At 38.4% G+C, this 26349-nt stretch carries 27 protein-coding genes and 1 pseudogene; 14 read left to right on the top strand and 14 right to left on the bottom strand.

From position 1 onward, the window contains the following. Nucleotides 1-864: an alpha/beta fold hydrolase gene (locus AY601_RS11795; protein WP_068401083.1), complete on the bottom strand. Its 864-nt coding sequence runs from the start codon at nt 862-864 to the stop codon at nt 1-3. Between the two features lie 94 nt (nt 865-958). Here AY601_RS11795 and AY601_RS11790 point away from each other — a divergent pair, with 94 nt between their 5' ends. From AY601_RS11790 to cysM, 5 genes are all read left to right on the top strand, one after another. Then, nucleotides 959-2869 (top strand): AAA domain-containing protein, encoded by a 1911-nt coding sequence (locus AY601_RS11790; protein ID WP_068401080.1) that lies wholly within the window; start codon nt 959-961, stop codon nt 2867-2869. A 490-nt stretch (nt 2870-3359) separates the two neighbouring features. Then, nucleotides 3360-4070, top strand: coding sequence for a hypothetical protein (locus tag AY601_RS11785; RefSeq protein WP_068401078.1), 711 nt, complete (start codon nt 3360-3362; stop codon nt 4068-4070). Between the two features lie 172 nt (nt 4071-4242). Continuing rightward, nucleotides 4243-5067, top strand: a complete 825-nt coding sequence (locus tag AY601_RS11780; protein ID WP_068401075.1) for a mechanosensitive ion channel family protein — start codon at nt 4243-4245, stop codon at nt 5065-5067. Nucleotides 5068-5087: 20 nt separating this feature from the next. Next, nucleotides 5088-5900, top strand: a complete 813-nt coding sequence (gene epsC / locus AY601_RS11775; protein WP_068401072.1) for a serine O-acetyltransferase EpsC — start codon at nt 5088-5090, stop codon at nt 5898-5900. A 2-nt stretch (nt 5901-5902) separates the two neighbouring features. Beyond that, nucleotides 5903-6781: a cysteine synthase CysM gene (gene cysM, locus AY601_RS11770; protein WP_068401069.1), complete on the top strand. Its 879-nt coding sequence runs from the start codon at nt 5903-5905 to the stop codon at nt 6779-6781. Nucleotides 6782-6874: 93 nt separating this feature from the next. Here cysM and AY601_RS11765 read toward each other — a convergent pair whose 3' ends face one another. Beyond that, nucleotides 6875-9136 (bottom strand): NADP-dependent malic enzyme, encoded by a 2262-nt coding sequence (locus AY601_RS11765; RefSeq protein WP_068401065.1) that lies wholly within the window; start codon nt 9134-9136, stop codon nt 6875-6877. 213 nt (nt 9137-9349) lie between these two features. Between AY601_RS11765 and AY601_RS11760 the strand changes: the two genes are divergently transcribed. The 5 genes from AY601_RS11760 (at nt 9350) to AY601_RS11740 (ending at nt 13693) form a co-directional block, all read left to right on the top strand. Beyond that, complete coding sequence (locus tag AY601_RS11760) at nt 9350-10438, top strand: fatty acid desaturase (RefSeq protein WP_068401063.1); 1089 nt, start codon at nt 9350-9352, stop codon at nt 10436-10438. Between the two features lie 28 nt (nt 10439-10466). Then, on the top strand, nt 10467-10928 hold the full coding sequence (locus AY601_RS11755; RefSeq protein WP_068401060.1) for a DUF4268 domain-containing protein: 462 nt from the start codon (nt 10467-10469) through the stop codon (nt 10926-10928). A gap of 81 nt (nt 10929-11009) precedes the next feature. Next, nucleotides 11010-11885 (top strand): PfkB family carbohydrate kinase, encoded by an 876-nt coding sequence (locus AY601_RS11750; protein WP_198163674.1) that lies wholly within the window; start codon nt 11010-11012, stop codon nt 11883-11885. Between the two features lie 857 nt (nt 11886-12742). Beyond that, nucleotides 12743-12937, top strand: coding sequence for a hypothetical protein (locus AY601_RS11745; protein WP_068401054.1), 195 nt, complete (start codon nt 12743-12745; stop codon nt 12935-12937). 60 nt (nt 12938-12997) lie between these two features. After that, on the top strand, nt 12998-13693 hold the full coding sequence (locus AY601_RS11740) for a hypothetical protein (protein ID WP_068401051.1): 696 nt from the start codon (nt 12998-13000) through the stop codon (nt 13691-13693). A gap of 359 nt (nt 13694-14052) precedes the next feature. Here AY601_RS11740 and AY601_RS26060 read toward each other — a convergent pair. The 10 genes and pseudogenes from AY601_RS26060 to dapB all read right to left on the bottom strand — a co-directional run. Continuing rightward, nucleotides 14053-14264, bottom strand: a pseudogene (locus tag AY601_RS26060) (transposase); the annotation flags it as partial. Nucleotides 14265-14933: 669 nt separating this feature from the next. After that, nucleotides 14934-16265, bottom strand: coding sequence for a HAMP domain-containing sensor histidine kinase (locus tag AY601_RS11730; protein WP_068401044.1), 1332 nt, complete (start codon nt 16263-16265; stop codon nt 14934-14936). A 4-nt stretch (nt 16266-16269) separates the two neighbouring features. Continuing rightward, nucleotides 16270-16944 (bottom strand): response regulator transcription factor, encoded by a 675-nt coding sequence (locus tag AY601_RS11725; RefSeq protein ID WP_068401041.1) that lies wholly within the window; start codon nt 16942-16944, stop codon nt 16270-16272. Between the two features lie 71 nt (nt 16945-17015). Beyond that, a complete protein-coding gene (locus AY601_RS11720) occupies nt 17016-17780 on the bottom strand; it encodes a hypothetical protein (RefSeq protein WP_068401038.1) in 765 nt (254 codons plus the stop codon). A 401-nt stretch (nt 17781-18181) separates the two neighbouring features. Then, a complete protein-coding gene (locus AY601_RS11715) occupies nt 18182-18778 on the bottom strand; it encodes a hypothetical protein (RefSeq protein ID WP_068401035.1) in 597 nt (198 codons plus the stop codon). Nucleotides 18779-18945: 167 nt separating this feature from the next. Next, entirely contained in the window at nt 18946-19299 is a 354-nt protein-coding gene (locus AY601_RS11710) for a hypothetical protein (protein ID WP_068401032.1), read from the bottom strand. A gap of 504 nt (nt 19300-19803) precedes the next feature. Then, a complete protein-coding gene (locus tag AY601_RS11700; RefSeq protein ID WP_068401026.1) occupies nt 19804-20247 on the bottom strand; it encodes a DinB family protein in 444 nt (147 codons plus the stop codon). A gap of 23 nt (nt 20248-20270) precedes the next feature. Further along, nucleotides 20271-20453, bottom strand: coding sequence for a hypothetical protein (locus AY601_RS11695; protein WP_068401023.1), 183 nt, complete (start codon nt 20451-20453; stop codon nt 20271-20273). A 2-nt stretch (nt 20454-20455) separates the two neighbouring features. Continuing rightward, entirely contained in the window at nt 20456-21310 is an 855-nt protein-coding gene (locus tag AY601_RS11690; RefSeq protein WP_068401020.1) for an SPFH domain-containing protein, read from the bottom strand. Nucleotides 21311-21498: 188 nt separating this feature from the next. Then, entirely contained in the window at nt 21499-22320 is an 822-nt protein-coding gene (gene dapB / locus AY601_RS11685; protein ID WP_068401017.1) for a 4-hydroxy-tetrahydrodipicolinate reductase, read from the bottom strand. 146 nt (nt 22321-22466) lie between these two features. Here dapB and AY601_RS11680 point away from each other — a divergent pair, with 146 nt between their 5' ends. Then, entirely contained in the window at nt 22467-23792 is a 1326-nt protein-coding gene (locus AY601_RS11680; protein WP_068401014.1) for an alpha/beta fold hydrolase, read from the top strand. Between the two features lie 8 nt (nt 23793-23800). Then, nucleotides 23801-24466, top strand: a complete 666-nt coding sequence (locus AY601_RS11675; protein ID WP_068401011.1) for an HAD family hydrolase — start codon at nt 23801-23803, stop codon at nt 24464-24466. A 7-nt stretch (nt 24467-24473) separates the two neighbouring features. Here AY601_RS11675 and AY601_RS11670 read toward each other — a convergent pair whose 3' ends face one another. Then, the gene (locus AY601_RS11670) at nt 24474-24701 is read right to left on the bottom strand and encodes a hypothetical protein (protein ID WP_068401008.1); all 228 of its coding nucleotides are present in this window, start codon (nt 24699-24701) and stop codon (nt 24474-24476) included. A gap of 17 nt (nt 24702-24718) precedes the next feature. Here AY601_RS11670 and AY601_RS11665 point away from each other — a divergent pair, with 17 nt between their 5' ends. Continuing rightward, a complete protein-coding gene (locus tag AY601_RS11665) occupies nt 24719-25408 on the top strand; it encodes an SOS response-associated peptidase (protein ID WP_068401005.1) in 690 nt (229 codons plus the stop codon). A 43-nt stretch (nt 25409-25451) separates the two neighbouring features. Here the strand turns inward: AY601_RS11665 and AY601_RS11660 are convergent, their stop codons facing one another. Beyond that, nucleotides 25452-25703: a hypothetical protein gene (locus AY601_RS11660; protein ID WP_068401002.1), complete on the bottom strand. Its 252-nt coding sequence runs from the start codon at nt 25701-25703 to the stop codon at nt 25452-25454. A gap of 129 nt (nt 25704-25832) precedes the next feature. Between AY601_RS11660 and AY601_RS11655 the strand changes: the two genes are divergently transcribed. Then, nucleotides 25833-26348: a DUF892 family protein gene (locus tag AY601_RS11655; RefSeq protein ID WP_068400999.1), complete on the top strand. Its 516-nt coding sequence runs from the start codon at nt 25833-25835 to the stop codon at nt 26346-26348. The last annotated feature ends 1 nt before the right edge of the window (nt 26349 follow it).

The raw sequence follows: 26349 nt of genomic DNA, 5'->3' as shown, positions 1-26349 counted from the left end.
TTATAAGGTAGCAGAGAAGTAATCTCTGATCAGATCATTAAGGAGTGGGGTGTGCCTGATTAATTTTTCATGCCCTGCTCCTTTGTAGTTTTCAGACTTTATCCATGGCCGCTCTTTTAAAAAGAGGTTAAGATAAGCGGAGTTTACTACGGCATCCTCTTCATCAAATGCAATCCAGTGGTTCAGGGTGTGATCAAAGTTATAATAAGTATCCAGATCGTAATCGGAAACAGGTCTGTTAAAGGTAGCCTGAAAAGAAGTGAAGAATTTATCCTGCAGTTTTTCAGGGACATTTACGCTATTCATCATATTACAGAACAGGGCTTTTAGTTTAATAACTGGTGCAATACTGATCAGTACATCAGGCTTGATGCCTGCTTGTTGCAGGGCAATTACATTAGCCATTGCGCCTAAGGAATGTCCAATGACGGCAGATGGCTTTCCATATTGATTGATAATCTTTTTGATAGCTTCTATATAAAGAATCAGATTTGATAGTTCTGCAGGCGAACTTCCGTTTCCTGGCGCGTCAAAGGCAATGATTTCTACGTCTTCGAGTTTAAGCAATTCTTCGAGCAGTGCAGAGAAATCTGCTGCTTTAGAGCTCCATCCATGGGTAAGCAGTATTTTACGGCTGCCTGTTCCCCATTTAAATCCATTAAATACGAGTTCTTGTTTGGTAAAGTAGGTATCTGTTACCGAGAGTTGAAAGTGTTCAGCTGTGTCTAAAAGCTGCTGTTGTGCTAATCTCAAAGGGATTTTAGGGGCATAACAGATTAATTTCCAGAGTAAATCATCAATTGCTGAGCTTTCCATTTGAGTCAGGTCTTTGGCTTGCTGATAGATTTGTCTGTAATGTTTCATCGTAATTTAATGGATTGATGGCAATATAGGGCTTCTGTTTGAGGTGCTTTTCAACTGAATGTCAAAATTGAGGTAAACTGCTACCTTTGCAACAATGGAATATTTCAAAAAACTGCTTGATTTACTCAAAACTGAACGTGAAGAAGATCAAAATGCTTACTTAAAATTAACGGAGTCTTCTTCTGTAGCAGATCGCCGGGCGAATGGTTTAACGTGGTACCCGATTGCGATCAGAGGTTCTGAGATGAGCCGGGGTGATTATCTGACGGTAGAGATGGAGCGTACTTCTCATCTGGATATTAGTCATCAGCTTCGGTTTGGGGCATCAGTGGTGCTGTTTTCTAACCATGATCCAAAGGTTGACCGGGTTGAGGGAGTGGTTTCTCACCAGTCTGGTCATAAAATCAAGGTTACTTTACGGACGGATGAATTGCCTGATTGGTCGCGTGATGGTAAGTTAGGGTTAGATGTGCTTTTTGATAACAATAGTTATGATGAGATGCAGAATGCGCTTAAGATGGCAGCTTCCCCTTTTGAGAAGGAAGAAGATGGGAGGCTGGTCAGAATTTTGACGGGTGATTTATCTCCTTCGTTCAATACTCAAACTCATTTGTACCGTATCCCTTCTTTGAACGAGGTACAACAGATTGCGGTAGACAAGATTTTGTCTGCAACTGATTTGGCCATTGTTCACGGGCCTCCGGGAACGGGTAAAACGACTACGCTTGTTCAGGCAATAAAAGCATTGATTAAACAGGATCATCAGCAGATTTTAGTGGTTGCTCCGAGTAATACGGCAGTCGATTTACTGAGTGAAAAGTTGGCTGATGAGGGGTTAAATGTGTTACGTGTGGGTAATCCGGCAAGGGTTTCGGAGCGGTTGACAGCTTTAACGCTGGATAGTAAAATGTCTGAGCATAGCAGCATGAAGGAGATGAAAAACCTGAAGAAGCAAGCGAATGAGTATAAAAACCTGGCGCATAAGTATAAGCGTAATTTCGGTAAGGCCGAGCAGGAACAGCGTAAGGCGTTGTTCAGTGAGGCGCATAAGATTATGAAAGAGGTGGGCAATACTGAGCAATATATTATTGATGATCTGGTGACAAAGGCTCAGGTGATTACGGCAACTTTGGTGGGATCTAATCATTATACGGTCAGAAACCGTCATTTTCATACGGTAGTAATTGATGAGGCTGGGCAAGCGCTTGAGCCTGCTTGCTGGATACCGGTCTTGAAAGCTAAGAAGGTGATTTTTGCGGGAGATCATTGCCAGCTGTCGCCTACGGTAAAGTCTAATGTGGCTGCAAGAAATGGGTTGAGTACTACTTTATTGGAAAAGTGTGTGGCTTTACATCCAGAGGCAGTAGTTCTTTTAGAGGAGCAGTACAGGATGAATGAGCAGATTATGGGGTATTCTTCAAGGATTTTTTATGAGGATAAGATGAAGGCTCATGCTTCTGTAGCTACCCGGGTGTTGATGGAGGGGGAAGAACCTGTGGAGTTTGTGGATACGGCGGGTTGTGGTTTTGAGGAGAAGCTGGAGGGAACAAGTACGACAAATCCTGAGGAAGGAGTGTTTTTGATGAAGCACCTGACGCAGTTGGTGAACAGGGTGAAGGATAGTGGGGTGGCTTTGGCCGATTTTCCTACTATTGCTGTGATTTCACCTTATAAGCAGCAGGTGTATTTATTAAAAGAGCTTTTATTGAACGCGCCGGAGTTAATGGTGTATGCGGATAAGATTGCTGTGAATACTATTGATAGTTTTCAGGGACAAGAAAGGGATATCGTATATATAGGGTTGACAAGAAGTAACAGTGAAGGGGTAATCGGGTTTTTAGCTGATGTGAGAAGGATGAATGTTGCGATTACCAGGGCAAAGAAGAAGCTTGTGGTGATTGGGGACAGTGCGACGCTTTCCAGGTCGGAGTTTTATAATGGGTTTATTGGGTATGTGGAAGGGTTTGAGGGGTATAAGAGTGCGTGGGAGTTTGTGGAGGGGTAATCAAATTTTAAAAAATATAAGCTATGTGAGGCCGACATTGCCTTCGCCGAAGAGGCTCGGAACGAAGGTCCTCACATTAGCTTGTGTTTTTTAAAATTGATTATCCGGTTGGTTGATGTGGTGGTTTGGAGGTGAAAGAGGATTGTTATTTATTGATGAGATAGTTAGGAGAAAATAGCAATTGATGAGATAGTTAGGAGAAAATAGCAAATTATTGTTATTTTTTTTGGTTTATGCTGAGGTTACTTTTATACATATAGTAAACTGTTAATTGGTTTAAACTTAAACTATGAAAAATTGCTGATTATTTTAACCATGGTATTTTTAATACTATCTGCTTTTACAGCTTGCAGAAAAAAAAACTACTGGTTGTCATAATTCTAAGTTATTCCTTTTTATTGCCTTTTATAATTCCATATATTAGATGCTATGGTTTGGTAATCAATGTCCTGTTTGATAAGATAAACCAAAGCCCTGAAAATATATATATATGGGATTATTTGATTTTTTAAATACCAATGAGAATGATGCTGATGAGCGCGGAGATGATCATTCTTCCTATTTCAGAGGTACTGACATAGGGTTTGTAGAGAATCTGGTTAACTTATTTATAAGTAAACCAACTGTGTTAAGGGCTTATTTTGGTTTGTTGTATGATGAGGAAAAGGATGATAATGATTTATTTTTGGCGATAGCGCATCTGGGGGATGGGGAAGGGTTGAAGAAGATGACGCATCATATCAAAAAGACATTTATGCCAGATGTCTCCATGTTTTATACCTCTACGGTTGATCGACCGGAATTACTGGATTTTATTGAGGGGAGCAATTTCCCTTTTTATGTAAAGGACAAGCCTCAGCCGCTGAATGTACTGGTCATGAAACAATGGTTCGATCCTACTTATAAGAAGAGTTTTGTAGAGAAAATCAAGGTTTCAAAGGTCACTTCCCTTTTTAAAGACTTTGATCCGCTGAGTAATGGGATCGATTTTCAGACTTTTGTGAGGGAGGGAAAGGAGTTTATTCCGCTGTTTTCAACCAAAGACATGGTATTCAAGAGTGGGATGACTGAAGTGCCAGGCGATTTGACAGTTGCGGAGTTCGACTGGCGAAAGATCGATGAAGCAATTGACGGAAGTTTGAAATCACATTTTTTTGTCCTTAATCCCGGGACATCTTTCGAAGTAGAATTCATTACTTAGGGCAATTGAAGGCTATATTACTGATGTGACGCAGCAATGATACCTTTTGATTTTGAACAAAAAAATAGATACGTATCTTTAAAGAATCTTAGAGTCTGTTTGAAGTTTATCTGATAAATTTTAAACAGGCTCTTTTTTAGTCCCCTCTAATTAACATTGCGTTTATTGACAAATGAATAGAATTGAAAATTATGTAGAAGTTTTTTCAGAAAAGGTCATCAGTAGTCTGCCAAACTTCATTCTTGCTGTAGTTACTCTTTTAGCCGGTATCTGGCTGATTAAATGGTTTCTTGGTTTTATCCACCGGCACTTTCAACGCAATACGGTTGATATTTCTTTGAGTGAGTTTTTAGTCAGTATTATCAGGGTTATCCTTTATATTTTACTGGTTATTTCCTGCGCTTCAATGATCGGGATACAAACGAGCTCTTTTGTTGCGGTGCTGGCTTCGGGCGGTTTGGCTGTTGGTCTGGCTTTACAGGGCAGTCTTTCCAATTTTGCAGGTGGAGTTCTGATTTTGCTTTTTAAGCCCTTTAAGGTTGGACATAATATTAGTGCTGCGAATAATGTCTCCGGGACAGTATTGAAGATTGATATTTTATATACCACCTTGAAAGCTGGGAATGGTACAACGATTTATGCACCTAATGGCCCGCTGGCAAATGCTGTAATTAATAATACATCAGACAATGAAATCCGTCAGGCAGAGTATAAGATTAGTATTTCTTTTGATATGAATATTGATAGTGCACGTAAGGTTATCCTGGGTGTACTGGAAAGTGATGCGTTAATCCTTAAAGACCCTAAGCCTGTAGTACTGGTTTCTTCACTGGAAGATAGTTCAGTAGTCTTGTTAGCGAGGGCATGGGCACCAAATGGCAACTTCTGGGCTGTTTATTATGATAACTATCAAAAAATCAAAGAGGCGTTAGAAAAGAATCAAATTATTTTATCAAAAAAAGCTGATATCTATGTGATGGCAAATCACGTATCTTAAACATTTAAAATCCACCTATAATGAACGAAGAATTTTATCTTCATATCTATAACAAACAAAGCCAGATTGAAGCCGTACCCTCCAACCTTGAAATTGCGGAATGGGCTGTGAGCCTGCTTAATTTAGTTTATCCCGAACGGTTAACTAATCCAAGCCATACTTTAGAGGAAATTAAAAAGTATTTTGGTCATTCTGAACAAGAACTACTTCATATTCTACAAAAGACAAAGGCTTGTACAACCTGCAATCATCATGTGATTGCGGAGACTTTTTACAATGAGCTTCCAGCGTTATTCCGCCAAATGAATACAGATGTTACCGCTGCGCTGAGTGGTGACCCGGCAGCAAGAAGTGAATTTGAAATCATCCGGACTTATCCTGGATTTCTGGCTATATCAATCTATAGAATAGCACATAAGTTATTAAAAATGGGTATCCCGTTAATTCCAAGGATACTGACTGAATATGCACATTCGGCAACGGGTATTGATATCCATCCGGGTGCTGAAATCGGGGAGTATTTATTCATCGATCATGGAACAGGTTTAGTGATTGGGGAAACAACGAAAATTGGTAACCATGTAAAGTTATATCAGAATGTTACGCTTGGGGCGCTCAGCGTGGAGAAATTCATGGCGGATACGAAAAGACATCCTACTATTGGTGATCATGTGATCATTTATTCGGGTGCAACCATTTTAGGTGGGGATACGGTGATTGGAGAAAATAGTGTGATCGGAGGAAATGTGTGGTTGACTAAAAGTGTTCCGTCAAATTCCACGGTATACCATCAATCGGCAATGAAAGTGATAGAAACAAAAAGCAGAATTTAAGCATGGGAACATTAATAGATTGCATAGGTAATACGCCTTTAGTAGAAATTACAAAGCTAAACCCTAATCCGGCAGTTCGGATTTTTGCTAAACTGGAAGGAAATAATCCTGGTGGAAGTGTTAAAGACAGGGCTGCTTTAAATATGATCCGCAGTGCAATGGAACGCGGTGAAGTTACGAAAGAGACGAAATTAGTGGAAGCGACCAGTGGAAATACGGGTATTGCGCTGGCAATGATTGCTGCTATTTATGGGCTGGATATTGAACTGGTTATGCCTTCGAACTCTACAAGAGAGCGTACACTCACCATGGAAGCATTCGGTGCAAAAGTTACGTTACTGGAATCTATTGAGAAGTGCAGGGATTATGCAGAGGAAAAAGGGGTTACACCTGGGTATTTTTTGTTAAATCAATTTGCAAATCCTGATAATTATCTGGCACATTATAAGTCGACAGGACCTGAAATATGGAAAGATACTGAACATAAGATTACGCATTTTGTGAGTTCTATGGGGACTACAGGAAGTATAATGGGGAATTCTATGTATTTAAAGGAGAAGAATCCGGCAATTCAGATTGTGGGTTGTCAGCCTACAGAAGACTCTTCAATCCCTGGTATCAGAAGATGGCCAAAGGAATATCTGCCTAAAATATTTGATGCGTCAAGGGTAGACAGAATAATGGACGTTTCACAGGATGAAGCTTCGGAATATACCAGGAAAATGGCCAAAGCAGAAGGTGTCTTTGCTGGAATGAGCAGCGGTGGGGCTTTGGCTTGTGCGCTTAGACTGGCTTCTGAATTAACTTCAGGGGTAATTGTTTTTATAGCTTGCGACAGGGGAGACCGGTACCTGAGCAGTGATTTGTTTTTAAGCAAATAACCTCTATTAGTTCAAAGGGAAGCCTCATATAGTTAAATATAAAAGCCTCAGCCGATTCAAAATCAGCTGAGGCTTTTATATTTAGTGATCGTTTTATTGTGCGTCAACTACAGCAATTGTAATCATATTCACAATTTCTCTAACAGAACTGTCCATTTGTAAAACATGTACTGGTTTGTTCAGGCCTAAAAGAATCGGGCCTACTGCTTCTACATTTCCAAGTTCCTGTAATAATTTATAGGCAACGTTTCCTGATTCTAAGTTTGGAAAGATCAAAGTATTTGCAGGAACGCCTTTTAAGCTGGAGAATGGATAATTACTTTGCAGCAATTCTGCGTTCATCGCAAAGTTAGCTTGCATTTCACCGTCTACAATCATATCAGGATATTTTTCTTTCAATAAAGCAGTTGCAACTCTCATCTTATCTGGAACGGAGCCAGTGTTAGAACCGAAGTTTGAGTAAGATAACAGGGCAATACGCGGAGTGATATTGAATTCTTTGATAGTTTCGTTGATCATTCCGGTAATATCAACCATATCCAACGCTGTAGGATCAGGATTTACAGTCGTATCTCCTAAAAATACAGGCCCTTTTTTAGTGAGCATCATATACATACCAGCGATTTTCTTAACGCCAGGTTTAGTACCGATAACCTGTAATGCAGGTTTCAGAGTCGATTTGTAGTTTTTAGTCAATCCAGAGATCAGGGCATCAGCTTGTCCGAATTCTACCATACTTGCTCCGTAATAGTTACGGTCACGTACCAGTTTCTTTGCTTCGTAAAGGGTGATGCCACGTCTCTGACGTCTTTGGAAAAGGTGCGCTGCATATTGATCAGATTCCTCGGTTCCCTGCCATGGATCAATGATTTCAATTTCACCGAATTCAATTCCATGTTCCAGCATGATTTTCTGGATTTTGGCCACATTACCTAATAAAATAGGAGTTGCAATACCTTCGTCCTTAACAATCTGTGCTGCTTTTAATATTTTATAGTTATCAGCTTCAGCAAATACCACACGTTTAGGGGCAGATTTTGCTTTGCTGGCAAGGTTTCTCAGAATTTTATCGTCAGCACCTAATCTGACTTGCAATTCTTCCTGGTAAGCGTTCCAGTCTGTAATGTGTTTACGGGCAACACCAGATTCCATCGCCGCTTTGGCAACAGCAGTAGAAACAATACCAATTAATCTTGAATCAATAGGTTTTGGGATGATATAGTCTTTTCCAAACTTCAGGTTTTTTGCTTTGTAAGCAAGGTGTACAATTTCTGGTACAGGAAGTTTGGTTAATTCAGCAATTGCTCTCACTGCAGCAAGCTTCATTTCTTCATTAATCGATGTAGCACGTACATCAAGTGCACCGCGGAAGATATATGGAAACCCTAATACATTGTTCACTTGGTTAGGGAAATCAGAACGTCCGGTTGCCATAATGATATCTTTACGGCTGTTGATTGCAAGATCATAAGCGATTTCAGGATCAGGGTTCGCTAATGCAAATACAATAGGGTTTTTAGCCATTGACTGTACCATCTCTACTGATACTACATTAGCAGCAGAAAGCCCTAAAAATACATCTGCACCTTTCATTGCTTCAGCTAAAGTGCTGATATCTTTCCTTGGCGTAGCGAACTCCATACGCATTGGATCAAGGTCGGTACGGTCAATATTCACGATGCCATCCTTATCGAATACCAGCATGTTTTCCTTTTTGACACCCAATTTAAGGTATAGTTTGATGCAGGATACTGCCGCAGCACCAGCTCCACTTACGACCAGCTTTATTTTCTCTATTTTTTTATGCTGCAATTCACAGGCATTTAATAAGGCTGCACTGGTAATAATTGCTGTTCCATGCTGATCGTCGTGCATGACCGGGATGTTCATTTCTTCTTTTAAGCGCCGCTCGATTTCAAAACACATCGGCGCAGCAATATCTTCCAGGTTTACACCTCCAAAAGTTGGTTCTAAGGCTTTAACTACGTTTACAAATTCATCAGCAGTAGTCGCATTGATCTCTAAATCGAAAACATCGATGTCAGCAAAGATTTTAAATAACAATCCTTTACCTTCCATCACTGGTTTACTCGCTGCAGGACCAATATTTCCTAAACCTAATACTGCGGTTCCATTACTAATTACTGCTACTAAATTACCCTTAGCTGTATATTTATAAACATCATCCGGGTTTCTGTATATTTCCATACAGGGTTCCGCTACTCCAGGTGAATAAGCAAGTGCTAAATCTCGTTGTGAATTTGTTGGCTTGGAAGGTACGACTTCAATCTTACCTGGCCGGCCATCAGCGTGATAAGCTAATGCGTCCTGTTTGCGGTTTGTTGCTTTGTTCATTTTGTGTGTGTATCCTTGATCTTTGTTATGCCCGGGGGAGTTGATTACTCCAGAAAGCTAATAAGTGGCCGAAAGTAGGTATATGTTTAAAATAATACTAGAAAATAATGGTGAAATTACCTGAAAGTGACCGTTAGCTGTAATAATTTTTTATATAGTAGCTGATTTGTGAAAAATCTGACGTACTTTCACAGGAAAAACTAATTATAGCCTATGGCATTTTTGAGTATAGTATTGGATCCGCCAACTTATGGATGGGCTGATGCTAATGGTAATTTATCGAAGCCGACGACTCGTCAGCTGTTGCAGGAATTTTTTAAACGTCTGAACATTTTTAAAAGTAAGAAAAACTGGCTGCCATTAATGAGCTGGTCAAAAGTTATCATTACTATCCCTTTTCTTTACTTTTTTATCTTTGAATATTTTAGCTGGAGCTTATTAATCGTTGCTTTCTTATATAGTATGATTATTATGGGTACCCATGGAACTGTATGGCATCACCGGTTCTGTACGCATAATGCTTATGCATTCAGTAACAGATTCTGGCGCTTTATTACGCAAAACCTGACCATCTCTATGATTCCGGAAGAAATCTATGTGGTTTCACATCATGTGCACCATGCGAAGTCTGATGCGCCTGGTGATCCTTATAATGCTTCTGGTGGGTTTTTATATTGCTTTTTGGCGGATGTTAACCATCAGCCGATAGCGAAAGATTTATGTGAAAGAGATTATCACCGCGCGGCAAGGTTAATGAAGCATACGGGTGTTCAGCCGAATACCTATGCGCAATATTTAAAATGGGGATCTATCGCTAATCCGGCAAGGACAGTTCTTGCCTGGGCTTTAAACTGGGGTTTTTGGTTTGGTATACTGTTCTTAATTGGTGGTTTTGGTTTAGCTTGTACTGTTTTTGGTGCTGCAGGTATCTGGGCAGTAGGTGTCCGCACTTTCAATTACGAAGGACACGGTAAGGGCAAGGATATGCGCAGAGATAATTATGATTTCTCACGCGAGGACATGTCTATTAACCAGCTTTGGCCGGGCATAGTTGCCGGAGAGTGGCATAACAACCACCATTTATATCCAAAAAGCGCAAGAACTGGGTTTTTACCTCATCAGGTAGATATCGCCTGGTATTATATCCGTTTTATGTACGCGATTGGAGCGGTTAAATCTTTCAAAGATTCCAAGACAGATTTTTTAGAGACGCATTACAATAAGTTAGCGCTGGTTGAACATGGGCAGGCGCAGCGTTTACAAGAAGATAAGATGTTGATCTTACAAAAAGATAAAGGTTAATTTACTGCTGAAAGGATTATAATTTTTAATGTATTCTAAGGATCAGGTTTCCAAACTGAAACAGGCTTTCTGGACGGCCTTTGGCCAGTATATTGCCCCCCAGCTATCTGCTGAGGGGATGAGGATTAACTGGATAAATTACAAGACCGGCATTAAGCACCTGAATTTTAAATTGCATGCAGACAACAAGTCTGCTTTTATTGCAATTGAGCTTTCTCACCCTGATACTGGGGTTCAGGAACTTCTATTTGAACAATTTAAGGAATTCAAAAACATCCTAAAAGGCTATTTAAATGAAGATTGGGAGTGGGAACAACATTTATTGGATGAAAATTATAAACCTGTAAGCAGGATTTATAAAACATTACCTGATGTCAGTATTTTTAAGGAAGAAGACTGGCCTGAAATTATCTCTTTTCTCAAACCAAGACTCATTGCCCTGGATGAATTCTGGTGTGATGCGTCACACAGTTTTGAACTGTTTAAATAAAATTTATCCTTTCAAATTAAATCATTTGATACATTTGTGGCTTGTTAGCGGTTCAGCTGATCAGGATTATTATAAATGTATATGTACGATATTTGTTGTGTAGGTCATATTACGCTAGACAGAGTGGTTACGCCAACTACTGAAAAGCATATGGCAGGAGGAACATCATTTTATTTCTCTAATGCTATCCGTAAGATGGGAATAAATTATGGCCTGGTTACAGCTATAGCTCAGAGTGAGATGCCATTTGTATTGGATTTACGTACAAAGGGTACTGAAGTTGTTGTTTTTCCAAGTGCAAAAACCGTTTACTTCGAGAATATATACACAGGGAATCTGGATCACCGGACGCAGCGCGTATTGCAGGAATCTGATCCGTTTACTGTGGAGCAGTTTAAGGCTGTAGACGCTAAGATTTTCCATTTGGGGCCATTGCTATCAAATGATATTCCAGTAGAGCTGATCAAAGCGTTAGCAGGCAGGAGCAGGGTTTCTTTAGATGTTCAGGGATACCTGCGTGAAGTGAAGGGGCAAAGTGTTTGTGCGATAGATTGGAAGGATAAAAAGGAAGCGCTTCAGTATGTACATACGGTAAAGGCTGATGAAGCTGAATTGGAGGTTTTAACAGGAGTTGTGGGTATTCAAGAGGGAGTGAAGATTTTAACGGACTGGGGTGTTCAGGAAGTTGTAATTACCAGGGCCAGTTTAGGTTCTGTTATTTATGGAGATGGTGTGTTTTATGATATCCCTGCTTTCAGACCAGTCGCTGAAGTCGATGCAACCGGATGTGGTGATACTTACATGGCAGGTTATTTATCTCAAAGAGTAAAAGGAGTTGGTATCCAGCAGTCGGGTGAGTTTGGTGCAGCTATGGCCAGTCTAAAAATGGAATCTTATGGACCTTTTGATGGTACCGAAGAAGATATAATTCAATTGTTAGTCGTAAATAGGGGCTAAACTCAAATTTTTAATGTTTGTTTCCTGATTGCAGAGCACGATTTGTCGTTAATTCGTCATAGAAATGTTTTATTTAAAATAATTGTTAGTGTAATTTGTACACTATATAAAAGTTGTATATATTTGTATCAGAAAATAAGCAGTAAATATTTTCCGGATCTAGGATGAGTCATTAGAAATGACAGCAACACTGCCGGAATTTTAAAGAGAAAACCCGTTCATACAGGTTTATATTTGGTTAGAATAGGGATGTGTCTGGATGGAACAACCCTTTCTTTTTTTTAAGACCTTTTGTATGTCTAAACCTCTTTAAACTCACTTTTATTTTTACCCCCTTTTTATTTTGTTGTCTATTTATTCTGAAATTTCGATTTTTTGTGTGAATTTTTGTGTGAAAAATTAGACATTGTGATAATGAAGCTGATCTGGAATTCGCAGAGCAACTAATTTTAGATGCAATGGTTGAACACCGAATAACCCCAAAATTCAAAAGAGAATCATCAGAAATGGTTATGTCTAATTTAGATGAAATATCTAGAGACGTTAGTAGTCCCATTTGTGCGTTACCAGTTATCGAGGCTGATGAAAATTAATTCAACACTCATCTGGTGAGATTTTAATTCAAAATTGCAATGATTTTGAGGTCGCTACAGCGATTTTAACAGATGTCGATGTCCAACGCTAATTGATCGCTTTGCTGTTTCAGCAATAGGGCATAAAAGCATTATAATCAATAATATACAATTTATTTGTGAAATATGAAGATATTGAATGTGAAGATTATGAATTGAAAATTATAAAATTCAAAGAGAAAATTACCAGAAAAATAGCAGCTTAAAATTATAAAATTTATAAGAATGAAAGAATTAAAAAAGTTAAATCAATTTCAATTTGTCAATAAATACGATACAATATATACTAAGGCCAATGTTGGGTGGCTGGTAAGTAATAGTTTGGATTGTGATAATCTGTTGTCGATTGTAATCAATAGTCCGAATTTTGAAGAAAGTATTGAAGACTTATTGGAAGTTGAATTTTCATTGGTAAATTAAGGCTTAATTGTTGATATATATTTTATATATAGAACATTTTTTGTGAATAATAATTAAATTATGGGTAAATCAGGTGGCTGGCGTATAGAGGTTAGAGAGTCTACACATTCAATTCAGGTTGATATTAGTCTTAATCTGGCAATCTGCAATTCTACTTCTGATAAAGGGATTAACCTTAATCAATTAGGTAATGTAGTCACTAGACAACTAAAACATACATATCAGGTAACTTATTTAAAGGATACTCATAATTTTAAAACTGTTAGAAGCGGATTAGATAATTTTCCAAGTAGGAATGTTGCTTTACCAATCAAAAAATTAGTTACTGTCTCTATAAGGGTACAAGTGAGAATTATATCTAACGTAAGCCAAAGAATTAATAATGAACATCTGCTGAATATTGTACCTAATATTGGAGAGATGGCTAAGTTTTATGGCAGAGCTAATAAGATCGGTGGCAACGAAGTAGAAGTAAATTTGAAATTTGTACCCAATATTATTAAAGGATTGGATAATAGCACAATACCTCATGAATTTGGACATACATTAGGTTTGTTGCACGTAAATTCACACTATGCTTATGGAAATGATCCCAGGCAATATTTTCCAGTAAAAAGGCAGCGTACAAAAGATAGTACAAATGTAATGTTTAGTGGTGATAGCAGGTATAGTCATGATGCAACGAGTACCACCATAGTTCCTAGTCAAATTGATGTTATAATTGATAATTACAGATCTGGAAACCTAAATAGATAAAGATGAAGACTAAAATAATCTTGAGCACATTAGTAATTGTAGTTTTTGTTTTGCTGACATTTATCTTTTCTAAGAATGAAGCGAAAGTGGACGGTTATGATATTTATGGTTTTCCGTTTACCTTCTACAAATACACTGAGGGAAAGCTTAGTAATCCTTCTGAATATGCCAAATTAGGATTCTATCTAAAATTCTTTATTTATGACTTACTAATTTTAGTATTTTCAATTTTTATAGTCAATTATATTGCTTATAAAGTGTTAAAATAAAACTGGGAGTGTAAAGTGAACTGTGTCAACACCATTTCTTCCTGGGTGGAGGCGATCAGCCCCACCCAGGAAGAAGTCGCCGAAGGCTTTTAATCTATCACCAAATTTAATATGGAGTTGCGACATTGTCAAGCCCAAGTTCCACATCGGCATCGTCCATTTTTAGAAAAGTCCCTGTAGGCTAAATACAGAAGTTTTAATAGTGATTGATCTGAAGTGAAAGCCCCCTTTGTTTTGGTAATTTTACGGATCTATGGGTGCATTCCTTCGATTGCATTGGTAGTGTAAATCACCTTTCTGATTTCTCTCTTTTTTAAGCATAAATTTTTGACACGCTCAACAGAAAGTCTTTGCTATCACGGATGCTCTTATGCCTGTGGAATTTGCGCTGAAAGCTTTCAATTTATAGGGGAATGACTCAGCCGAAACAAGGCCGGGCTGTTCGTAAATAAATTCAAAATAGCTAAATAATAAAGCTATATCGGCCGGGTACTGCCTGAGTACTGGTCGGGTACTCGTTAGGGTAAGACCAAGGTAAGAGCAAGTTGAGTCCATGGCAAGTCCAAGTCAAAACAACTAGTTGAAACAACATGGACTTGCCATGCTTACAGCCTGTTTACAACCTGGTGTCATCCCGACCACCACTCAGGTACAACCAAACCATAACTAGTTGAAAATTAATGAAATTATAATTTTCCCCTTGACTAACCCATGGACAACTGCGGACAATTGCAGACAGCTGCGGACAATTACGGACATTTTTTACGCATCAGGATAATCTTTAACGCGAATAGCTTACATTGGTGGAAAGGCATTTATTTATTATGGGAAGTTTAACGGGTAAATTTTCATGGGGAATCCTGGACGATTTCATTTTTAAAGCAGCAGTTTGAGTTTGGCGTACAGGTTGTATTTAATCCCTAATCCACAAGTTTATGACTTATCCCTTTAAATCTTTCAGAGTTCAAATATTACTCTTCGTTAAGCAAAGTAACAGAAACAGAAAATATATAATCAGTAATAGCTATTTTAAGCGTGCCATGATGTGCCTCTACTATTTGCTTACCTAACCAAAGGCCAAGGCCCGCACCGGAATTCGGAGCACGATTAGTTGTAAATGCATCTGTCAGACTTTGAACATTAAACTGTTTATCCATCACCTTATTCTTAAATGTGATATTGAGCTGCGATGTTTCCTGAGTGACTTCACAAAGTACATGTGATCCTTTCTGTGCATATTTAAGCGCATTCTGCAGCAAATTTTGCCATACTACTTCCAGTTTATCGCCATCTCCATATATCTCAAAATTTTTAATATTTTCAGCAAAGTGCAGCTTAGCATTTATTTGAAGTCTTTCTGCTAAAAACCTGTTGCGTGTAAATACTTTAAGCAGCTGGTCGGATACGTCTGCCGGTCTTTTATTAATGGCTAGCCCCTGGTGTTTAAATTGGCTGATGAGTAAAAACTGCTCAACAATTTCCTGCAAGCGATTAATTTCTTCCAAATGACTCATAAACAGGGTTCTATTCTCCTGATTATTACTCTCGCCCAGATAAAGTTCGGTTTCTGCCTGTAAATTAGCAAGTGGAGTACGCAGTTCGTGTGATGCCGCTGCAAAGAAATTGTTTTGCAGTTCCTGCTCGCTGGCAATGCGATCTATCATGGAATTTATAGTTTCTGTAAGCAGCTGTAATTCGTCGTGTGTTGGCAAAACTTTTAAACGTGTACTTAACCGGCTGGTATTGATTTGCGCAGCATCTTTAGCCATTGAACGTATTGGCCTGAGCAACCATCCTGCTGCGAGGTAGGCCATTACAGCGCTTGCTAATACACTAACAAGGGTGGCTGTGATCATTAAAAAGGATAAATGATTAAGCTTGCTAACCAGCTCTTTATTAGATACAGTTAAAAGCAATTCAACAGGACGGCCATCAAAATCTTCCTTAATTACATAAACGCCATATTGCCCAAGGGTGTCTATCACACCACGTTGATAGGGAACAGATAACCTGGAAATAACCCCAGGTGATTGAAACACAATTACCTGCCGCTGGTCATTATCATGATAAAATATTCTGATCGATTCGCCCGAATCTGGCAAAGCAATCAGATCAGGATTAATTTCTGTACGGTTAACGATGGTTTTAGCTCGGTTATATAGATATTTGTTATAATTGCTTAGGTATGTATTTTTAAAATACCGGTATATAACAGTACTGAAAATCACATTGATTACAATGAAAACTACACTGAAAACCAATGCAATTTTAAACTTAAGTCCTTTATAAAAATAGCCGTCCATAAAGCTATACAATGGTTTTTAAGGTGTAGCCACGGTTTATAACGGTTTGGATATGCTGGTGCTCAAATCCTTCGTTTATCTTTTTACGCAACTGGTACAGGTGAACTTCTATTATATTACTGCCAGGATCAAAGTTCATGTTCCATACTTTATCCAGCATCTGTGCTTTTGTGATTACCTTATCCGGGTTTAACATGAGGTATTCCAAGAGCAAAAATTCCCTGTTACTCAGATTAATCTGCTTCTCATGACGTTTCACCTGGCGGGTATGCAAATCAATCTCCAGATCATTCACCTTTACTTTAGCATTGCTTTTTGGCGTTTGCTGCCGCTGTAAAACCCTTACACGTGCCAGCAGCTCCTGCATTTCAAAAGGCTTTTTCAGATAGTCGTTGGCCCCCGCATCCAATCCTTTAATGATCTGATCTGTACTTCCCAGCGCACTTAGCATAATTACCGGCACATGGTTATCAAATGAACGAAGGTTCTTTAAGATATCAAAACCATTTTGAGAAGGCAGCATCAGGTCCAGTAAAATAAGGTCGTAATTATTTATCATCGCACTTTGCAGGCCGGTTGTACCATCCGTTTCATGATCGGTAACATATCCCGCCTGTTCTAATGCCATTTTTATAAAACCTGCCAGCTTAACTTCGTCTTCTATGAGTAGTATTTTCATTTGCAATTTTGGTAATAGGATAATATACGTTAATGCTGTATGAAAATATTTCCATACAGCATTAACGTATATTATCTGACTAAATATGCCTGGCCATTAATAGTTAATGTTTGCGGCCTGATTATAGCAATGTTTCTGCTATAAACAACGCCCGGTCTTTTAGGTTCTAAAAATCCGTTTACTGTAACCTTTTCGCCTGCCTTAAGCTGGCTGCTTAATTGCCTTGCAATATGCGAAGGTATGTTTACGCTTTCGCCCGATGAAAGTGTAAAACCATTTACATCTTTACGTAGGGAGTAGTTTAACTCCTTTATAGTAGCGGTAATATTTTTTTGTTCCTGTGCAGCCGGTGCTCGTGGTGCTACAGGTGGTGCATCTGCAATAATGCTGCCATTCGCATCTAAACTGACCAGGTGAAATTCTTTTTTACCTTCGGGATTGGTCCGCTCGAAACCAGTTATTGTAATCACTGATCCGTTTTTTGCTTTAGCCAGTATTTGTTCACCTAAGTGTGGTGGAAACATGACGGTCATTGTACCGCTATTGGTTTTGATCAAAAGGCCATTATATTCAAAGCGTTCGTTAGCTACAGGATTTACCACGGTTCCTTTAATCGTAGTCAGTTTTACTGCTTCTACTTCCATTGGCCCTTCGTCATCGCCAGGCTTTTGACCGTCTCTTGGTGGACGGGGAGGCTGTTGCGGACCATTGGCCAATAGTTCAGGTTTGATAGGGGATGGTGCAGGTGGTGGTGTTACTTGTTGTGCATTTACTGCGTAGGTGCCGGCTAATAATAACAACATTGTTAACCAGGTTTTATTGATTTGATTTTTCATGATTTTTAAATTTATACCTCAAAATTAAAGGTACCTCATGAACCGCACATGAATGACAAATTAATTTTTCTTCATCTTTAGTATAACCCATATCTAACCCTGCTAACCTGGTTATTTATGGCAGTCTTATATCCACATTATTCGCATTGATGTTTCATTTTAATCCCATCCATAGTATAAATACATCAGAACAGAGCCAGATTGATCACGCATTGAGGACTTATAAAGTGAAGCCAAAATGATATAATTATACATTCATGATGATAAACACGGGACGGGTTGATTTTTAAGAAGGACAATGCCATATTGACCTGGATAAAAAAAAAACACCAGCTAAACAAGCTGGTGCCTTTAAAATTTTATCAGGATCAGAACATTAACCACCTGATCCCATCTTCAGCTTATTTTTCTCCTTTGAACATTTTAGTCAAACCTTGTTCAATCTTCAAAACATCTGCTTCAATAATCTTTTTAACTTTTGGAGTTACAGCAGCATTGACCTGAGCCTCGATGCGGATTACTTCCGGCTCGTTTTTAAGTTTAATATCAAATCTGTTGTCACCAAATTTAAACTGAGCAGCAAGTTCCTCTATATTTTTTTCTGTTGTCTTTAAAAATTCATAACTATCACTTAGTTCATTGAATGATTCTTTAACTGCTTGAAATATAAAATCTGTTTCAATAGTCAGGTCATTTACAATGATAGTAGCAGCTTGTAATGCTTTTTTTAGTGCTGCATCACCTTTAGCGCTATCTTCTATGTCTTGCAGGGTTTCTAATAGATCTTCACTGAATAATATTTCTTTTTTATCAGTAATGAAAATTGTAGCGATATTTTCATCAGTGCTATCAAATAATTGTTTAATGTGAATTGAATCATTCCCATCTTTTATAATTGAAACGCTTTGTGATTGCGCATCAACTTTAGAATCTGCAATTGCATTCTTAATTACATTTACAATATGTTTCAGGACTGGGTACTGTTTAATTTCGCTCATTGTTTCGTGTGTTTTTTGCAAAGATAACTAAAGGGGAAAATATTCGTAATGTTTGATATACTTTTTCCTCAGTAATTCTTTGACAATTCTATAATAAAAAAGGGTTGTAGCTAAATATACGCTAAATCTATAAAGCCTAGTATGGTCAAATCTGAAAAGGATTGGACTTATTCCAGCCAGGGTACTAAAAACTCTACTGCTTTACCGGTGATCTTGTAAGGCAGGAAACAAGACCCTGCAGAATTGCTATCTATGCCACTGAATTTGGCGATCAGTACATTTGTTGGCTCCGGATATTGCTGATTAGTAATCGTAGCCTCATAAACGATTGAATAAGCAATGATTTTTCCAGCTGATAAGCTATTTGTGAAATCATTTTTTATCTGATCTACTAATACATTTGCAAGCGGGAGGTCTTCAGTATCGTCTTTGCTTAATCTTTGCATAGTTTTTCCTTCCTGATCGATGCAAACCCCTATGGGATAGAATTCGCCTTGGTCTTCCAGAAGGGCTTTCGCCATGGAGTAGCTATAGTTTAACAAATTAATAATTGTATCGGGCAGTGGATCCATTGTGATGATTAAATTGAATAGAGCGCCAAATATAGTCGTTTACTTACGCATTAGCTCAAATCATTTAATAATGGAAAGCTCAGTTGTCTATCCGAAAATCTGATTTCATTGATTTAACTATTAAGATGCCTATCAGACTTATTAAAACAACCATTATGGTTTCACCCGTAACGAGCGCTAAATTATAAAAGGGGAAGGCTCCATCTGTTAACTTAATAAAGAATACCAATAAAAGTAGAGCGACTTCTAAAGTGGCGGTTACCAATATAGCTTTTGATAGATTTCCCATGATTAACCTTGTTTATTCTTAATAATAGGGATATATTATAAGTTGTGCTATTTTATTACGTGAACAGCTATTTTGTCAATGTGAATTCGGATTTATCAGGGTATCTAAATAGGGAAAAAGGGGTTATTCATTGCTGTAACGCAAATTTATGAGTTTGCAAAAGCTTAATAAGGTACCACCTGTTTCAAGTGATGCTCTAAATGTTGCACATAATCATCGAATAAAAAGGCCAGGGATACACACTTTTGTTCTCCGGTAAAACATAACCGCTCTAGTGCGGCTTCGGGCATCAGTTGAATCAATGCTAAGATTTGATTGTTATAAGCCGTCCAGAAAGAAATGATTTGCTTACCATCAATTTGCTGATAATAATTATAGGTATTGCAACTGTTCTGGTCGTATGTGATTCTTGGGATATCTTCAAACTGTCCTCTTACAAAACGCTTATGATTAGCCACAGCACTATCAATAAGATGACCGATGATTTCTTTCTTACTCCATTGGGCAGGAGCGGGTTTTAAGGAAAATACAGGAGCGTCAATTTCATTCAAAAGCTGAGGTATCGTATTACATAAGTATTGTAGTCTTTGAATTGATTGTGCGGTCATATATTTTCCGGTTCTTGTTTTCGTTATTGTTCAGGAGTATCTTTTTGTGCTCCTTTTACTTTTATTCTTTTTGCGCTTTTGAGGCTATTATTCAGCATCCACTCAATCTGACCATTAACACTACGAAATTCATCAGCAGCCCATTTCTCTATAGCCTTCATCGTTTCTGAATCTATCCTTAACGCAAATGATTTTTTCTCTGACATATTTATTGATTTAATGTCCCGGTATTGATAACGGGTTTTGTCTCGCTATCACCACAAAGGACAACCATTAAATTACTGACCATCGCTGCTTTTCTGTCATCATCAAACTCAATGATTTTCTTATCAGCCAACAGTTTAAGTGCGCTTTCTACCATCCCGACAGCACCTTCCACAATTTTGTGACGCGCTGCAACCACAGCAGAGGCCTGTTGTCTTCTCAGCATAGAATGTGCAATCTCAGGGGCATAAGCCAGATATCCGATTCTTGATTCTATAACCTCTATACCCGCAATGTCAAGTCTTTCTGCCAACTCTTTTTCCAGCGAAATATTTACATCATCAAAGTTTGTACTTAAAGTAATCGTAGCCGTTTCGTCTTCGAAATGATCATATGGAAAAGAACCCGCCAGTTTCCTTACTGCTGAATCTGTTTGTATTTTGATAAATGTAGTATAATTGTCTACCTCAAAAGCTACTTTAAAAGTATCTTTCACTCTCCAGACCAAGATTACACTAATCAGAATCGGGTTTCCCATTTTATCATTCACCTTGATTTTTTCACTTTCAAAGTTTCTCGCACGCAGGGAATAACTAAACCTGGTATATAATGGATTGATCCAGAACATCCCATTATGTTTAATGCTCCCTTTATACTTCCCAAAAAGCAGCAACACTTTTGAACTATTTGGGCTGACAATAATTAACCCCTTAGCCAAAATAATAAATATAGGAATACAGGCTATAATCAGGATAATTTGCTGGTCACTTATGGCATAAGCTAATAAACCCGCAGTAGCAATTAAAAGGAAGATAACCAGATAACCATTAAAGGGCGTAACGATCTTTTCTACTTTCATAAATATAGTATTTAAATGATATTAAATTGATATCATAAATCTAAGTATTATTTAAGCATAATTCCAAATATTTTAATTGCTATTATATCTTCTTTAGCCAGAACTTTCTCTTCACCTGCACGTTTAGCCAATTCCTGATAGAACCAACTGTTGAATTCTTAAATATCGGGCAGGAGTAAAGGGAATAGTTATGAATTAAAGTCCATTACATTGTCCAAACCTCTTTTCAAACCCGTAAAAGTATCAACTTTCCTGATGGCTAATAAGGCTCCCTGAACATAAGGTTTTGCACTATTTCCAGCCTCATGCTTAAGGATCAGTTTTTCATCCTCCATTCCAAAAATAGTTTCCAGCGCAATTACATAACCAGGTAACCTCACCGAATGTACCTGCATTCCATTGATGTCTGCACCCCGGGTTTCCTTAATTCCTTTTGTATCTTCAATCGGAATAGTCTTGTTGGATGCGCTAACCTTAGCTAACTTGTTTGCAAGTTCCAGCGTACTTCCGCTTGGGGAATCTACCTTGGCGTCACTTGCATAATCAATAATTTCCCAGTTCGGCATGTACTTCGCAGCCATTTCTGCAAACTTGTTTAACAATACCACACTAATTGCAAAATTCCCAACAGCAAGTACAGCTTGTTTATTTTCATCAGCTACCGCACCGATCTCCTCATAGTCTGCATCAGAAAGCCCTGATGCCCCGACTACAACGTTAACTCCATGCTGAATGGCTGTAATTACCTGATGCTTTGCAATATCAGGCTTTGTATACTCTACTAAAACATCGCAGGGAATAGCCAAAGCCTCTTCTATTGTTCCGAAAACAGGAATCTTCTGCTTGTTGGATAAGTTCAGCAATTCGTTCAAATCTTTACCTGCACTTTTACGCGATACTGCTGAAACTAATTCCAGATCGGCTGTTAAAACAATCCCCTTACAAAGTTCTGAACCGGCCCAGCCAGTTGCTCCTGCAACACATACACGTATTTTTTTCTTCGTTGTCATATTTCTAAGTTCAAATCATAAATATGCATAATTCAGTTAAGTAATAAGAAAAATGCACTTACTCCAAGGTACTTGATTTTTTCATGAAGAGCGTGATATTTAAGTCAAAAATATGTTAGCTTTGATTTTAAAGCCATATCAATTACATGAAGAAAATTACGCTACTAATCTTTGCAATGCTGTTCTCTACCTTGTCATTTTCGCAAGATATTATTAAACTGTTTAACCGCTCTACCGACTTTTTTGACCTGATGAATCAAAAGAAATTTACCGAAGCACAGGCATATTTTGATCCAAGCGTATCCGCAAAAGTTTCTGTCGAAGATTTACAGAAACTTTGGGGTGTTTTTAACGAGAAACTAGGGAAATTTGAATCTGCAAACGGTGTTGAAAGTAAAGTTAATGGCGACTTTTTTATTGTTATTGTGGACGGAAAATTTGCGAATGCTACGCAAGGATTCAGGCTGATCTACAATAAAGCTGGAAATATGATCGGTTTTACTCCTGCACCCAATAAATCAGAAGCAAAATATCTGAATCCTGCTTATGCAGATACCACCTTATATGCAGAAAAAGAAATTTATGTAAAGACTCCAGGGCATAGCCTGGTTGGAATATTAACTACACCAAAAAATACAAAGAATTTTCCAATTGTAGTCCTGGTACATGGTTCCGGGCCTGGCGATATGGATGAAACAGTAGGCCCAAACAAACCTTTCAAAGATCTGGCTGCTGGTTTTGCTGCAAAAGGAATAGCCAGCATACGTTATGTCAAAAGAACAAGAATTTATAGCGGTGAATTTGGAAAAGCATTCACGGTAAAGGAAGAAGTGATTGATGATGCAGTGGCGGCAGTAGCCCTGGCTGCTACAATTCCTGATATTGATAAAAAACAAATTTACCTGATGGGGCATAGCCTTGGGGGAATGCTGGCCCCAAGAATAGCTGGCCTGGCACCAGAATTAAGTGGATTAATCCTGGCAGCTGCTCCAGCCAGAAGTTTTACTGATGTAATCATTGAACAGGAAAAAGATGTATTCAATGCAACTAAGGATACTACACAGGCTACCAAAGCTAAGTTTGCTGCTATCAATAAAGAGCTGGAAAGAACCAGGCTGGTTGCTTTGGGTAATATGAAAGCTGACTCTGCGATTTTAGGTTTGCCAGTATCTTACTGGATCGATCTGAATAAATACAATCAGGTAGAGGTTGCAAAAAAAATAAACAAACAACGTATGCTGGTTGTACAAGGAGGTAACGATTTTCAGGTTTCAACCCGTGACTATGATTTATGGGACGCTGCACTGAATAAAAAGAAGAACGTAACCTTGAAATTATATCCTGATTTGAACCATTTACTAAGTTCTCAGGTAGAAAAAGGCGATATCAGTCAATATGCAACGGCATCCAGCGTGTCTGAAACATTGATCAACGACCTTGTAGCCTGGATAAAACTGAACAGTAAAAAATAACCTTATTGATGACGAAATTTAAAGCACTGCTTTTTGATTTAGACGGTACACTTGTAGATTCAGAACATTTTCATTACCGGGTATGGAATGAGATATTAGCAGAATCTGATGTTCAGCTCGAATACTCAGATTTCCTTCTGAACTTTGCCGGTATCCCTTTGCCGGGAAATGCTAAAAGGTTAAAAGAGTTATATGAAATAGCATCGCCTCTGGAGGTGTTGATTACCAGGAAAGAAGAGCTGACTAATGAGCGCTTAAGGACGAGTACCATTGAATTGATGCCATATGTAGCCGAAACAATGGACTTCTTTTTAACAAAAGGTATGGCCATGGCCCTCGTTACAGCGAGTAAAAGACCTGATGTAGACGAATTGTTTAAGAAAAACGGACTTGGAAAATATTTCAAACTACTAGTGACCAGGAGCGATGTGACTAAAAGCAAGCCGGATCCGGAATCTTATAATCTTGCTGTTCAGGGAATTGGATTTCCTAAAAATGAATGCCTGGTATTTGAGGATACGGTGAACGGGTTATTAGCAGCTAAGAATGCTGATTTAACTTGTTTTGCCATTCAGGGTGAAGAAGAAAGTCATGTGAAGCTTGCCAGTGCTGACCGGATATTTAAAGACTTCAGAGCGGCTACAGCCTATATCAAAGCAAATGAACTGATCTGATACGCAATTAAGGAGCCTGATAATGCGCGGTAATTAAATCAAGAAGATCTTCATTGATTCCTGTGCCATTATCAGCCTTCCATTTGTTTTCTTTAGTCATTTTGATTTCGAAATTCTCATGGTCATCTATAGAAACTATGTGGTTTGTTTCCTCGCCATCGGTCACTGAATGTACAGCAACCGGAACAGGTTTACCCTCAAAATTAACTTCAAATTTGGTTACTTTATAACTCATTACGCAAAGATATAAAAATGTGTGCACGCTATACGCTTACTAAAGCCCAAAAGGACTTATTAATCCGTTATCAAGTCAAATTTCCTGCCGGTTACAAACCCAACTATAACCTTGCACCTACGCAAAAAGGATTGGTAATTACTGCTGATGAGCCTGATACCGCACAACTGATGCATTTTGGACTGGTCCCTTACTGGGCCCAAAGTACCAAACTTGATTTTTCTACGCTGAATGCACGTTCCGAAGAAATCATGGGTAAAAAAACGTTTGCACCACTGATTACACATCGCAAAACTTGTTTAGTGCTGGCAGATGGCTTTTATGAATGGGACAAAAAAACCGGAGAAACTTTGCCTTATCGTTTTGTGTTGAAGGATAGGGATTTATTTGCTTTTGCCGGACTTTGGAGCCAGTGGAAAGATCAGTTTTCAGGAGAAGTCTACCGTTCCTTTACCATTATGACTACGCAGGCTAATGAAACCGTGGGAAAAGTCCATGCGCCTAAATTTAGAATGCCGGTTATACTCAGCAGGGAAGAAGAAGCGCTTTGGCTAAGTAAAGATTTGGGAACTCCCGATCTGTTGAATCTTTGCAAAGCTTATCCGGATGAATTGATGGATTGCTACAGAGTAGACAAAGCTGTAAATGCAACGGTGATTAAAGGGGTGATTAATAACCGGCCTGAACTCATACAGGCAATCAATTGATAGAAGTATAAATGAAGGCACTTATACTTCTACCCTATATTTTCTAACCTTTCTTGTCTCTGTTTTCCAGGTAAACTGTTAAAACACTTTTTAAGTACAACTCTGGCTTAGGCATAGTAATAATTGTTCCAGGCTCTTTATCCTGTGACTGTTTGATGTAATTTGCTTTGATCTTTCCCCAGTCTTTTGAATAAAGCTGGATGAAAGTTTCCACAAATTGTTCATCTGTATAATCTTTTGGAAGCTTACTGAGCACAACTTCTATTTTCTCTTCTTTTCTATGTAATACTGCCATAATGAATTTTAAATCTCTCCAAAGCTATGGAACTAAAAGTGATTTACGTAAACTTTTCTGAGTTCTGCTTGTTTTAATACCGTTAATCCTTGTAGGATCCGTTCCTAAAAGAAATTAAATCATTGCCTTATGGTAGATCAACTCAGAGCGCAAGGCTTGCAAGATTTCTTTATTCAGTGTTTGCAAGATCTATATATAGCCGAAAAAAAACTAATTAATTGTGCCGCCGCACTATCTATAGCCGCATTTACTGAAGAACTGCAACGCGCATTAATCGCACAGTCAGAAGAGGCCAGTTTGCGCGTACAACGCCTGGATATCATTTTTGATAGCATGAACCAGCAAGTGGGGAAGGGGAATTGCGATATTATTGAAATTCTAAGTGAAAAGGCAGCTTCTATAGTAAAAACAGTAGAAACCGGCACTGCATTGAGAGATGCGGCAATAATTTACGCCGTTCAACTGATTGCGCATTACAAAATAGCTAGTTATGGAAGTTTAATCTCTTTACTGGCAGAGCTGGATTATCCAAAAGCTAAAATGCTATTGAAAGATTGTCTTGCTGAGGAGAAAGCTGCTGATGCTTATTTAACGAAAATTGCAGTTGAGTTTATTAATCCTGCAGCACAAAGTGAATCAGGCTAAT

The organism is Pedobacter cryoconitis (assembly GCF_001590605.1).
Classification (GTDB): domain Bacteria; phylum Bacteroidota; class Bacteroidia; order Sphingobacteriales; family Sphingobacteriaceae; genus Pedobacter; species Pedobacter cryoconitis_A.
This window is presented reverse-complemented; position numbering and strand designations above follow the sequence as displayed.